Annotated in this window: 12 protein-coding genes; 9 read left to right on the top strand and 3 right to left on the bottom strand. The window is 60.9% G+C overall.

The annotated features are described in order from the left end of the window. The first annotated feature begins 57 nt into the window (after window positions 1–57). Window positions 58–1422 carry a YfcC family protein gene (locus D3Y59_RS01360; protein WP_119443398.1) on the top strand — a complete coding sequence of 455 codons (1365 nt, stop codon included), beginning with the start codon at window positions 58–60 and terminating at the stop codon, window positions 1420–1422. A gap of 2 nt (window positions 1423–1424) precedes the next feature. On the opposite strand, the gene D3Y59_RS01355 is transcribed toward D3Y59_RS01360, so the two are convergent. Beyond that, a complete protein-coding gene (locus D3Y59_RS01355) occupies window positions 1425–1997 on the bottom strand; it encodes a hypothetical protein (RefSeq protein WP_119443397.1) in 573 nt (190 codons plus the stop codon). A 119-nt stretch (window positions 1998–2116) separates the two neighbouring features. Beyond that, window positions 2117–2512, bottom strand: a complete 396-nt coding sequence (locus tag D3Y59_RS01350; protein WP_394340468.1) for a DUF6960 family protein — start codon at window positions 2510–2512, stop codon at window positions 2117–2119. A 206-nt stretch (window positions 2513–2718) separates the two neighbouring features. Here D3Y59_RS01350 and D3Y59_RS01345 point away from each other — a divergent pair, with 206 nt between their 5' ends. The 8 genes from D3Y59_RS01345 (at window position 2719) to trpS (ending at window position 11935) form a co-directional block, all read left to right on the top strand. Next, window positions 2719–4563 carry an alpha-amylase family glycosyl hydrolase gene (locus tag D3Y59_RS01345; RefSeq protein WP_240410466.1) on the top strand — a complete coding sequence of 615 codons (1845 nt, stop codon included), beginning with the start codon at window positions 2719–2721 and terminating at the stop codon, window positions 4561–4563. Between the two features lie 257 nt (window positions 4564–4820). Beyond that, window positions 4821–6665 (top strand): glycosyltransferase, encoded by a 1845-nt coding sequence (locus D3Y59_RS01340; RefSeq protein WP_240410464.1) that lies wholly within the window; start codon window positions 4821–4823, stop codon window positions 6663–6665. Between the two features lie 305 nt (window positions 6666–6970). After that, window positions 6971–7792, top strand: a complete 822-nt coding sequence (locus D3Y59_RS01335; RefSeq protein ID WP_119443395.1) for a DUF4198 domain-containing protein — start codon at window positions 6971–6973, stop codon at window positions 7790–7792. 98 nt (window positions 7793–7890) lie between these two features. Beyond that, complete coding sequence (locus D3Y59_RS01330) at window positions 7891–8265, top strand: STAS domain-containing protein (RefSeq protein WP_059069601.1); 375 nt, start codon at window positions 7891–7893, stop codon at window positions 8263–8265. A gap of 137 nt (window positions 8266–8402) precedes the next feature. After that, window positions 8403–9314, top strand: coding sequence for a ribonuclease Z (locus tag D3Y59_RS01325; protein ID WP_119443394.1), 912 nt, complete (start codon window positions 8403–8405; stop codon window positions 9312–9314). Window positions 9315–9508: 194 nt separating this feature from the next. Then, window positions 9509–10270: a queuosine precursor transporter gene (locus tag D3Y59_RS01320; RefSeq protein WP_119443393.1), complete on the top strand. Its 762-nt coding sequence runs from the start codon at window positions 9509–9511 to the stop codon at window positions 10268–10270. Window positions 10271–10274: 4 nt separating this feature from the next. After that, entirely contained in the window at window positions 10275–10940 is a 666-nt protein-coding gene (locus tag D3Y59_RS18135) for a hypothetical protein (RefSeq protein WP_162910464.1), read from the top strand. 17 nt (window positions 10941–10957) lie between these two features. Then, window positions 10958–11935 carry a tryptophan--tRNA ligase gene (gene trpS, locus D3Y59_RS01310; RefSeq protein WP_119443391.1) on the top strand — a complete coding sequence of 326 codons (978 nt, stop codon included), beginning with the start codon at window positions 10958–10960 and terminating at the stop codon, window positions 11933–11935. Window positions 11936–12104: 169 nt separating this feature from the next. Here the strand turns inward: trpS and D3Y59_RS01305 are convergent, their stop codons facing one another. Continuing rightward, window positions 12105–12998 (bottom strand): hypothetical protein, encoded by an 894-nt coding sequence (locus D3Y59_RS01305; RefSeq protein WP_240410462.1) that lies wholly within the window; start codon window positions 12996–12998, stop codon window positions 12105–12107. Between the last annotated feature and the right edge of the window lie 52 nt (window positions 12999–13050).

Raw genomic sequence — 13050 nt, 5'->3', positions numbered from 1 at the left:
CCACGTGGTTCGGCGGGCACTTTGTTCCTTTGCAGCTCACACCCGCTTCTGCACCTCATGCCCAAGTTTCGTTTTCCGCACCCGTTGGTGCTGATGTTTGGCTTTATCCTGTTGGCCGCGGCCCTGAGTTACGTGCTGCCCGCAGGCCGTTTCGAGCGGCGCCAAGATGCCGCAACCAAGCGCGAGGTAGTATTGCCGGGTTCCTACCGCTTAGTACCCGCCACGCCGGTTTCGCCACTCGATGCCGTAACGGCCATTCCGAGAGGTTTGCAGGAGGCAGCCGACGTTATTTTTCTGGTGTTTTTGGCCGGCGGCGCCTTTACGGTGGTCGATCAAACCGGGGCGCTGCGGCGCGGTGTGGATTGGCTGGTGCAGAAGCTGCGCGGGCGCGAGGCCTTGGTAATACCCGTGGTGGCGCTGCTGTTTGCCACCATGGGCGCGCTCGAAAACATGCAGGAAGAAATTGTGCCCCTGGTGCCGGTGCTGTTGGTGCTGATGCGGCGCCTGCGCTACCCCGTGCTTATGGCCGCCGCTGTTAGCATTGGTGCCGCCGCCGTGGGGGCCGCGTTCAGCCCGCTCAACCCTTTTCAGGTGGGCATTGCGCAAAAGCTGGCGGGCTTGCCGCTGCTCTCGGGCATGGGTTTTCGGATGGCGTTTTTGGCCGTGGCGCTGCTGATCTGGATTGGCGGCACCATGCGCTACGCCCTGCGCCACCGCGAAGCCGCGCCCCTAGGTGCTGCCGGTACCGCGGAGCTGGAGGCCGAAGCCGCCGCGCAGGAAGGCGGCCACCGCCACGGCTTGGTGCTGCTGTTGCTGCTGGCCACCTTCGTGTACTTTGCTTACGGCGTGCTGGAGCTGGGCTGGGACTTCGGGCAGATGTCGGCGCTGTTTTTTGTGCTGGGCGTAGCGGCTGGCCTGGTGGGCGGCTTGGGCCTCACGGGTACCGCCGAGGGCTTCATTGCCGGTTTCAAAGACATTGCCTTTTCGGGCATGCTGATTGGGTTTGCGCGGGCCATTTTTGTGGTGCTCGAGCAAGGCCAGATCGTCGATACCATCGTGAATGGCATGTCGGCGCCGCTGGCTCATTTGCCGGTTACGCTCTCGGCCCTAGGTATGCTGGGCGTGCACACGGCCTTGCACCTGCCCGTGCCAAGCGTAAGCGGGCAGGCAGTGCTTACCATGCCCATCCTCACGCCGCTGTCGGATTTGCTGGGCCTATCGCGGCAGGTTACGGTGCTGGCCTACCAATACGGCGCGGGTTTGTGCGAGCTGATAACGCCTACCAACGGTGCGCTCATGGCCATTGTAGCGGCGTGCGGCGTGCGCTTCGATCAGTGGTGGCGGTTTGCCTTGCCGCTCTACCTGCTGCTGTTGCTGCTGGCCGTAGTGGCCATTGTGCTGGCCATTGCCCTAGGTGTGTAGCGCTAGTTAGCCGCTACCAACGCGGGCACCAGTTTGGACTCGGGCGTGCTGCGTACCGCGTAAGCAAGCAGTGCCCATGCCCCTACCGTGTACCATCCGGCTAGGCTAGAGGCCAAGTCGCGTCCGACTAGCGGAATCAGCGCAAAAAATACTGGCAAGAACAAGGCACAGGCCAGCGGCACAAAGCGGCGCCAGCCCGCCCATACGCGGGCGCGCAGCACGGCAATGCCTGCAATCAGCATCAGCGCCATGCTGCCGGGCCAAGCCATATCAGCCACGAAATACACGAGGTGCTGCTGCCGGCCCACCGTCATGTCAAATACCTGCTGCATGCTGGCTAAGGCAAACAGCGTAAGCTGCGCGGCATACAGTACTTGGGCGCCGCGGCCATTGCCCGCCGTGACGCGGTTGTGGCGCAGCGCGGTGGCGCTGCACGCCCAGCCTACTAAAAACAGCAGCCCAAAACCCGCCGAAACCGATTCAACCCAGGGCGCTTTGCTGGCACCAAGCATGCCCATTAGCTGCAAGCAAGGCGAAAACACGAGGGCAATGGTGCCTAGGGTACGGTTATTCATGGCGGTATTGGGGGCTGAAGAGTGGGCGTGTGCAACACCCGTAAAGAACCCCGATTGCCCGCCGCAGCGCAATCACATAAACGGGCTATACCCGCTGGTAACTTGCAGGTTGCGCCCGGCTACGACGCCCGCAGCTCGTCGGCCTCGAATACCTGCGGCACCTTCTTTTTGCGCACCACAATCTGGTAGCGGGCCTGGTCGCGGCTTTCGTCCCAGAAAATATCCGACACCACCCCGCGCAGGCGCGGCTGGCCGGGCTCCATTGCCACAGCCTCTACCGCGTCGCCAAAGCCAAACGGCGGCCGCCGAATGGGCCTGAATAGCTCGGGGCGCACCAAGTATTGCTGCTCGTCGTAGCGCAGCGTAATCCATTCGTCGTCTTCCCTGATTTTCTCGAACACCTTGTTCACGGGCTCCACCCACTCGAAAGTGCGGCGGTTGGCCGGGTGCACGTAGGTGTAGCCGTAGGCGGGGGTCCAGCCGTAGAGGCCAAATTCAAGCATGGGGCGGGGCACGGGCAAATACAGTTGGTGAGCGTAATAGGCAAACGCCGAGCCCAAGCCCAGAGTTTGCGGAGGGCAAAAGTAACGATGCCCGCTTGCCTGCCCGTGCCGGCAAGCCGACTGGGTTGCGCCGGCTGCCTGCTGCACCGGGCCAGCACAACCAAACCCGTCAAAAACAAGTAGCAGCAGGTACCGACGAGCTTATTCCGTACCACACCATGCCTGCTACAACCCTAGGTGCTGCGCCTGCCGCTGCCGCACCCGTGGCTGCCCTCCCTACCGGGATGGGCGCCATCCTACACGCCAAGGGCACTGCCTTTCGCGTGTGGGCCCCCAACGCCACTGCCGTGTCGGTGGTGGGCGACTTTAACGACTGGAACCCCAAACAGCACCCATTGCTGCCCGAGCCCGACGGCTACTGGGCGGCCAATGTGGCCGAGGTGCAAGCCGGCGCCGAATACCGCTTTTGGCTACGCACTGCCGAGGGCCACGAGCTAACCCGCAACGACCCCTACGCCCGCGAGGTAACGCACTCGAGCGGCAACTCCGTGGTGCACGACCCTACCTTCGACTGGGCCGACGACCACTTTGAAATGCCCGCCTGGAACGAGCTGGTGATTTACGAGCTGCACGTGGGCACCTTCAACGCGCCCGATGCCGAGCGGCCGGGTACTTTTTTGGATGTAATTGAGCGCCTGCCCTACTTGCAAAAGCTAGGCATCAACTGCATCGAGGTAATGCCGGCCACCGAGTTTCCGGGCAGCCGCTCGTGGGGCTACAACCCCTCCCACCCCTTCGCGCTCGAAACCGACTACGGCGGGCCGCTGGCCTTTAAGCAACTGGTAAAAGCCGCTCACCAGCACGGCATTGCCGTGGTGCTCGATGTGGTGTACAACCACTTCGGCCCCGGCGACCTGGATTTGTGGCAGTTCGATGGCTGGCACGAAAACGAAGGCGGCGGTATTTACTTCTACAACGATTGGCGCGGCGAAACCCCGTGGGGCCACAACCGCCCCGATTACGGCCGCCCCGAGGTGCGCCAGTACATCCGCGACAACGCCCTGTTCTGGCTCGAAGAATACCGCGTGGATGGCTTGCGGGCCGATGCCATTGCCCACGTGCGCAACGTAGATGGCTCCACCGACCCCGCCCGCGACTTGCCCGATGGCTGGAGCTTGATGCGCTGGATCAACGAAGAAATTCGGGAGCGGATGCCGTGGAAAATCACCATTGCGGAAGACCTGCTGGGCAACGAATACATCACCCGCGCGCCGGAAGACGACGGCCAGGGCTTTGCCGCGCAGTGGGACGCCGCCTTCGTGAACCGCGTGCGCGATGCCCTCATTACCCAGCACGACGCTGACCGCGACCTAGGGGCCGTGGCCGAAAGCCTGCTGCAGCGCTACAACAACGATGCTTTTCAGCGCGTCATCTACACCGAGTCGCACGACGAGGTGGCCAACGGCAAATCGCGCGTGCCCGAGGAAATTATGCCCGGCGAGGCCGCGCACTGGTTTCCGAAAAAGCGCGCCGCCCTAGGTGCCGTGCTGGTGTTTACCGCGCCGGGCATCCCGATGATTTTTCAGGGCCAAGAGTTTTTGCAAGACGGCTTTTTCTCCGACGAGCACCCCCTCGACTGGCGCCGCGCCCAGGAGCACCGCGGCCTCGTGCACCTCTACCGCGACCTGATTGCCCTGCGCCGCAACCTGCACGGCTACTCGGCGGGCCTGTTGGGGCAACACACCCAGTTGCTGCACCTCAACTCCGAGCAAAAAGTACTGGCCTACCAACGCTGGGCGCACGAGGGCGGCCCCAACGATACCGTGGTGGTACTGCTCAACTTCAGCAACACCACCCACGAGGCGTACCGCCTGGGGCTGCCCGCTGCCGGCCACTGGCAGGTACGCTTCAACAGCGACTGGCAAGGCTACGATGCCGACTTCGACAACTTCCCGGCCCTAGGTGCCGATACGCAGGAAGGCGACTACGACGGCTGTTCGCAGTTCGCCGAGTTTGGCCTGCCGGCCTACTCCGCCTTGGTTTTGTCGCAATCGGCTACCTAGGGTGCGCGGTGTTGCTACGGCACTTAGGCACCTACTGAAACTTACCCCAGCGGGTCGGCCTAACAGAGGTTAAGCGGACCCGCTGCTGTTGCCACGTACCGCACTGGCATGCATGCGTTTGTGCCCCAACATGTGCTGCTGATAATCAGCTACCTAAAAAGCGCGGGGTTCCTTTCTGGCGTTGTGTGCGTAATCAGCGGTTGTTGCAGGGCCAACCGCAACTATATTTCCGCCGACTCCCCAAATCCAGCCACTTTATGCAGTTTCCTATGCCCGCCCCCGAAGCCGTAGTACCCGGTGCCCTGCTCGTGGAAGTAGCCTGGGAAGTGTGCAACCAAGTGGGTGGTATTTACACGGTTATCCGCTCGAAGGTGCCGGCCACCGTGGAGGGCTGGGGCGACCGGTATTGCCTGGTGGGCCCGTACTTTCCGCAAACGGCGCAGGCCGAGTTCGAGCCGCTTTCCGATACGCAAATGGCCGCCGCCTACGCCGACCCCGTTGCCCGCGCCGTGAAGAAACTGCGCCAGCAAGGCCTCGATGTGTGCTACGGTCACTGGCTCGTAACGGGCAAGCCGCGCGTGGTGCTGCTTTCGCCCTACCAGGCGTACCCGCAACTAAATCAGCTGAAAAGCGACCTGTGGGAGCAGCACGGTATTCCGTCGCAGGACAACGACGATTTGCTGCACCAGGTAACGGCCTTTGGGCACTTGGCTAAGCTGTTTGTGCAAGCCCTCGAGGCCGAACTAGCCGAAGCCAACCTGCAGCTACTGGCCCACTTTCACGAGTGGATGGTGGGCTCGGCCATACCGGCCCTGCGCCGCGAGCAAACCAAGGCGCACCTGGTGTTTACCACCCACGCCACGCTGCTCGGCCGCTACCTGGCCATGAACGACCCCAACTTCTACGACCACCTGCTGTACGTGGATTGGGAGCGGGAAGCGCGCCACTTCAACATCGAAACGGCCGTGCGCATGGAGCGCGCCGCTGCCCACGGGGCGCACGTGTTCACCACGGTATCGGAGTTAACGGTGCGCGAGTGCATTTACCTGCTCGACCGCATCCCCGATGCCGTGCTGCCCAACGGCCTGAACATTGAGCGGTTTGTGGCCCTGCACGAATTCCAAAACCTGCACCAGCAGTACAAACAGCGCATCCAAGAGTTCGTGATGGCGCACTTCTTTCAGTCGTACTCCTTCGACCTCGACAAAACGCTGTACCTGTTTACCTCGGGCCGCTACGAGTACCACAACAAAGGCTTCGACCTGACGCTGGAGGCCCTGGCGCGGCTCAACTACCGCATTCAGCAAAGCGGGCTCGAGGGCCAGGTGGTGTTGTTCATCATCACCAAACGGCCCTACCACAGCATCAACGCCGATGTGCTGCAAAGTCGCGCCATGCTCGACGAGGTGCAGGACACCTGCCGTGCCATTGAGCAGCAAGTGGGCGAGCGGCTGTTTTACCAAGCCGCCAGCAGCACCGAGTACCAACTGCCCAACCTCTCCGACCTCGTCGACGACTACTGGAAACTGCGCTACCGCCGCACCTTGCAAAGCTGGAAAACCTCGCGCCTGCCGCCGGTTATTACCCACAACCTCGTCGACGACCACAACGACGAAATACTGGACTTCCTGCGCCGGGCCAACCTCGTCAACAACCGCCACGACCGCGTGAAGGTGGTGTACCACCCCGATTTTGTGTCGCCCACCTCGCCGCTGTTTGGCATGGAGTACGGGCAGTTTGTGCGCGGCTGCCACCTAGGGGTTTTCCCGAGCTACTACGAGCCGTGGGGCTACACCCCGCTCGAGTGCGTGGCCCGCGGCGTGCCGGCCATTACCTCCGACCTCTCGGGCTTCGGCGACTACGTGCAGCAACACGTACCCGAGCACGAGCAGAAGGGCATTTTTGTGGTGCGCCGCAAAGAACGCAGCTTCGACGAGGCCGCCGACGAGCTCTGCGACATGCTCTGGCGCTTCGTTATCCAGAACCGTCGCGAACGGATTACGCAGCGCAACCAAGTAGAAAGCTCTTCCGAGCAGTTCGACTGGCACCAGCTGCGCCAGTACTACGACCGCGCTTACGCCCTGGCCATGGAGCGCGAATAGCCCTAGGTGCCTAGCCACTAAAAAGGCTGCTGCCACTGCTGGCAGCGGCCTTTTGCTCTTTACACCAATAGTTAAGTGGCTGTCGAGCGTGCTCACCATCAAGTTACTCGTCAGGTCCGTCAAGTAAGCTTGGGCGTTGCGCGGTCAGCAGCCGCCATTGTAAGCCGCAGCGGCAAGACGCTGCAAGGCCTACCGATTTTGGGTTTGCTGAGGCCGCAGCGCGGGCTGCCGCAGTTTCGAAACGCGCTGCGAGGGCAGCAGTACCTGCTCCTCCAATCTATTGGAGTTTCGCCGATCTTTGCTTGATGCTCGCCCACCGTGTTCTGCTGGTTTCGGCCTTGCTGATAACTCTCAGCGCTGCGGCGCAAGAGTTTTGGCTACAGCCCGTGCGCTTTGCCGTGGCGCCGGGCAGCCGCGTGCACCTAGGGCGCTGGGTGGGCCAGCAGTTCCAGGGAAGGCGGTGGGCTGGCAACAGCCAGCGCCTCGAGGAGTTGGTGCACCTGCAGCCGGGCGGCACGTTGCGCAACCTCACCGTCCAAGCCCGCCTTGCCGATACCCTGCAAACCAGCGTGTTGCTCGAGCAACCCGGCACGCACCTGCTGGCCTTGCGCACCAACAACGCCGCCATCGGCATGACGGGCCCGCAGTTTACCGACTACCTGCGCGAAGCAGGCCTTGCCGACGTGCTGGCCCTGCGGCAGCGCCGCCACCAAACCGCCGCGCCAGCCCGCGAGCTGTACCGCCGTTGCGCCAAAACACTTATCCTGGCCGGGGCCGCTGCCCCCACCGACACCACCTGGCGGCGGCACTTAGGGCACCCGCTCGAAATCCTTTTGGAACAAAACCCGTACACGCTGCGCCCCGGCAGCGCCCTCACGGTAGTGGTGCTGGCTGCCGGCCGCCCCGTGGCCGGCCAAACGCTGCAAGCTTGGCTGCGGCCCCACGCCGGCGGCGCCACCCAACATTTTACCCTGCGCACCAACAATAATGGCCGCACGCTGTTACGCCTACTCCAACCCGCCGACGTGCTGCTGAGCACCGTGCGCATGGAGCCTTACCCCACCCCCGCCGAAGCCGATTGGCAAAGCACCTGGGCCTCGCTCACGTTTGCTTTTCTGGGGCGTTAATTCTTCTGCGCATGAATTAATGGCTGATTTCTCTTAGATTCAGACATTCATTTTTTTACTACCTTCGCAACTCCCACGTACTACCGAAGACGTCCCGTATGAAGTACTCCATTGATAAAAAAGAGAACTACACGATTATCACGATTGACGAGAAAAAGCTCGACACCACCGTCGCGCCCGACCTGAAATCGGAGTTCGTGAAGCTCAACGCCGAAGGCATCAACAACCTGATCCTCGACCTTCAAAATGTGAAGTACACCGATTCGTCGGGACTCAGCTCCATCCTGATTGCCAACCGCCTTTGCAACTCCACGGGCGGCCTGCTGGTACTCACCGGCCTGCAAGATCACGTGATGAAGCTCATCACCATCTCCAAGCTGGAATCGGTACTGCACATTCTGCCCACCGTGGAAGAAGGCATCGACCGCATTTTCCTGCACGCCATCGAGCGCGACCTCACCAACAAAGAATAGTTTTCGTTTGGTTGTCAGTCTTGAAGGTTGTCGGTTGTCAGTGCTCGAAGCTGACAGCTGACAACCTTCTTCGTTTTGCGGCCGTCCATGCACTAATGCCGCGTCTGGCAACTCCCAACTGACAACTGGCAACTATTTTGGAGTTCGAGTTAACGATTCTCGGTAGCGCTTCGGCCACGCCCATGTTGGGCCGCCACCACACGGCCCAAGTGCTCACGGTAGGCCGCGAGCTTTACCTGATCGACTGCGGCGAGTCCACCCAGGAGCGCCTCATCGAGCAGCGCATTCGTTTCGGGCGCATCAACCGCATCTTTATCTCGCACCTGCACGGCGACCATTTCTTCGGGCTGTTCGGGCTGCTGGGCACGCTGCATTTGCAAGGCCGCCACGAGCCGCTGCACCTCTACGGCCCCGCCGGGCTCGACGAGATTATTACCACCCAACTGCGCTGCTCGGGCACGCCCTTGGGCTTCGACGTGGAGTTTACGCCCGTGGATACCGAGCGCCACCAGCTTATTTGTGAGGACGCCGCGGTGCAGGTGTACACGCTGCCCATGCGCCACCGCATTCCGTGCTGCGGCTACCTGTTTCGGGAGCAGCCCCGCCGCCGCCGCCTCATCAGGGAAAACCTGCCGGCCGGCCTCTCGCCCGATCAGCTGCAAGCCCTCACGCGTGGCCAGGATGTGCACGACGAAGCCGGCCACGTGCTCGTGCGCCATGCCGACGCAACCGTGGCCCCGCCCCCGCCCCGCACCTACGCCTACTGCGCCGACACCGTATTTCAGGAAAACTTGGCCGAGTTGGTGCGCGGCGCCGATTTGCTATATCACGAGGCTACTTTTCTGCACGAAATGCTCGAGCGGGCGCAGCAAACCGGCCACTCCACGGCCCGCCAAGCCGGCCAACTGGCTCACCTGGCCGAGGTAAAACAGCTGCTGATCGGGCATTTCTCGTCGCGCTACCGCGATTTGCAGCCCCTTCTCACCGAGGCCAAACGCGAGTTCGACAACACCCAGCTGGCCCTCGAAGGCCTAACCGTGGCAGTATAAATGGCCGCAGGTTGAGCGCAAGGCCACATTTTTGCTAACCGCCCACTTGCCCCGCCGCCGCCTGCGCTTTGTTGCTGCAAAGCCCTAGGTCAGCCACCCTAAAGCGGCTGCTGGCAGCACTTGGTTTTGCTTGTTTGTCCGGCGTGGCTACCCTTCAGTACTTGTAACTGCCGGCGGGCACCTTACTTTGCGCCATGAGCAGCACCGCTACCCCATCGTTTGCGCACAAAAAGCAGCAGCTATACCTTGTTCTGAGCGCCATTTTTCTGGTGAATGCGCTGCTCGCCGAAATCATTGGGGTCAAGATTTTCTCCGTCGACGAGCTGATGGGCCTGCCCGGCAACCTCACGGCCGGCGTGCTCATTTGGCCGGTGGTGTTCGTTACCACCGATATCCTCAACGAATACTTCGGGCCCAAAGGCGTGCTGCGCGTGAGCCTGCTCACGGCCGGGCTCATTTTGTACGCGTTCGGTATCATCTACGCCACCACCAAACTGCCCCCGGCGGCCTTCTGGCTCGATGTCAACAAAACCGACGACCTAGGCCGGCCCTTCAACATCGACTTCGCTTACCAGAGCATTTTCCGGCAGGGCGGCAACATCATCATCGGGTCCATTGTAGCCTTCGTGGTCGGCCAGATTCTCGACGCCACGGTGTTCCAGACGCTGCGCCGCATCACACGCAACCGACTCATCTGGCTGCGCGCCACCGGCTCCACGCTCGTGTCGCAGCTCGTCGATTCGTTTGTGGTGCTGTTTGTAGCTTTTTACGTTTTCGGTAACTGGAGCTTCGAGCAGGTACTGAGCGTGGCCAACACCAACTACTGGTATAAATTCGCAGCCGCCATTCTGCTCACGCCCGTGCTCTACCTCGCCCACGCCCTCATCGACCGTTACCTAGGGAAGCAGGAAACGGTGGAGCTGCAGCAGGAAGCCGAGGCGAATGTGAGCGTGTAGGCGCATGAATCCGTCCGAATTAATGAGGTCTTATTTCATCTTACTTCTGTTGCTATTGCCACAGGTGCTTTTGGCGCAATTCACTCGGTTCGAGCCAGGAATGTATATTCTAGGTAAGGATCCGCGTATCAGCTACCCAGCGCAGCTGAAATTGCAAGAGAAAAAGCAGTTGCTGTTGGTTCGTAGCCCCGAAGGCAAAACACGTGAGCTTACGCCGGAAGAAGTACAATATGTCCGCATTGGTAAACAAGGCTATCAGACAGCTGGTAGCTTCAGAATCGGTACCAAACTGATGACAGGCGGCGTCGTTACGAAGGCTTTTATCCCGGTGCTCGACAGCGGCCGCATTATGCTGATGCGCTACGAGTACAAGGAACAGGATGAAGTTATGCTTGATCCGAAATACCCGGGCACTTCCTTTACACGTCGCCACATTTACTTGCTACAATCACCTGCGAGCTACGTTGCCACGGTACTGCCAGTAGGCACGCAATGGGGCAACGGTCGATTTCGAGAAGTACTGGCTCTGCACCTTGCGGCTCGGCCAGATTTGGTTGAGTTGGTTCAGCAAAGCCGCATAACTGAAGGCAATCTGCGTGCAGTTATCCAAGCATTCAACACCAATCAACCATACCAATCCGTTCCTAACCCAACTTCTTCGCGCCCCTAGGGTCGTAACCATTTTATATGTCCCGCATCCTTACCGGCATTCAGAGCACCGGCCGCCCGCACCTAGGCAACTTGCTCGGCGCCATTCTGCCCGCCATCGAGCTGTCGAAAGACAGCCGCAACGAGTCGCTGCTGTTCATTGCTGACATGCACTCGCTCACGACCGTGCGCGATGCCGACTTGCTTCGCCAGAACACCTATGCCGTGGCCGCCGCGTGGCTGGCCTGCGGTTTCGACACGGAGAAGAACATGTTTTACCGCCAGTCGGATGTGCCGCAGGTAACGGAGCTGACGTGGTACCTCTCGTGCCTGACGCCGTACCCGATGCTGGCCAACGCGCACTCGTTCAAGGACAAATCGGGGCGCCTCGCTGATGTGAATGCGGGCCTGTTTACCTACCCCGTGCTCATGGCCGCCGACATCCTGCTCTACGACGCAGAGTTTGTGCCCGTGGGCAAAGACCAGATTCAGCACCTCGAGATTACGCGCGACATTGCTGCGGCCTTCAACAGCCGCTACGGCGAAACCTTTGTGCTGCCTGAAGCCCGCGTGGATGAGCAGATCCAGACCATCCCGGGCCTCGACGGGCAGAAGATGAGCAAGTCGTACGGCAACATCATCGACATCTTCCTCGACGACAAAGCCTTGCTGAAAAACATCCGCGGCATCGTATCGGACAGCACCCCGCTGGAGGCGCCCAAAAACCCCGATAACGATACCACCTTCAAGCTGTTCGCGCTGCTGGCCACGCCCGAGCAAACCGAAGAAATGCGCCAGAATTACCTGCGCGGCGGCTACGGCTACGGCCACGCCAAGCAAGCGCTGTACGAGGTGATTCGCACGCGCTTTGCCCAAGAGCGCGAGCTGTTTAATTACTACATGAATAACCTGCCCGAGCTCGACCAGCGCCTGGCCGAAGGCGCCCGCAAGGCGCAAGCCTACGGCACTACTGTGCTTAACAAAGTGCGTGAGCGGGTGGGCTACTCGCCTAGGTAGTTCTTGCCTCGCTTGGCATCTGTCGCCAACTGTCATCCTTTATCTAGCGTCCGCAAAGAGAAGGACCTTATCGCCGCTGAACGAGTCGTTGTTACGATTTTCGTTCTCGCGTGATAAGGTCCTTCGCTTTGGCTCAGGATGACAGACTGATTGACCTAGAAGTGGACGCTCAATAAATCAGGCCGTCGTAGCCGTGGTGGCGCTGCTCGTTGCGGAAGTTGAAGCCGACCTTGCTGCCGCGGCTTACTTGCTGGTTTTCCAGCTTCTGCTTCACGGAAATCTTTTGGATGTCCTGAATTGACGGGGCCATCAGGTCGTTGTTGACGGCGGCAATCATGGCGCTTTCCACGTACAGGCGCATCGCGTCTTCGTTGATGACGTTGTGCTCCATGTCGTTTTCGGGCATTTCGAGTTGCTTGGCGCCCTCGATGTAGTAGTGATTTTCGATGTTGACGAGCAAGCGGCCCACCAAGTAGCCGGGGTCGTTCATGCGCTGGTACTTTATCGAGTCGGCCATGAAGTTGTAGGCCATAATGTGCCCGAAAAAGCGCCGGCGGAAATCGTCGGTAACGTAGCGCGAGCCGAACAGCGGAAAATCGTCGGGGAAGGTGATGATGTTGGAGTGCATCACGAACACCAGCAAATCGCCCGAAAACCGGATGTGGAACTCGAATTCGTTGATGGGCTTGTACTCAATCACCACGCTCGAATCGACGGTGGCAATGCGCCGCGTGAGCTCCAGCACCAGCTCCTGCGTAACAGTGCGCAGGCACTCAAAAGCGGCCTGGGTGTTGCGGAAAATGGCCTGCTTGGCCGTCGACTTCTGGCGCAGCCCCTCAAAAATAATGTCGAGCTTGTCCTCCACTGCTTCGTGCGGGGGTTCGGCGTCGGGCGCATCGGCTGCGGGTGCGGCTTCGGCCTGCGCTGGCTCGTCGGGGGCGGCTGGGGCGCTGGGCTCGGGCGCGGCGGGTGCGCCTGCCTGGGCGGCGGGCTCAGAGGCAGCGGCACCGGGTTTGTCGTTGAACTCAGCAGCGGGCGTGGAGTTTTCTATTTCCTGAGGCATAGGCGGTCGGCAATACGCCGGTTGGGTCAGAGAAGAAGGTTTGCGAACCTGG

Origin of the sequence: Hymenobacter oligotrophus (assembly GCF_003574965.1) — a bacterium.
GTDB classification, from domain to species: Bacteria; Bacteroidota; Bacteroidia; order Cytophagales; family Hymenobacteraceae; genus Solirubrum; species Solirubrum oligotrophum.
The sequence above is the reverse complement of the archived record's forward strand: the minus strand, read 5'-3'. Positions and strand labels throughout refer to the sequence as shown.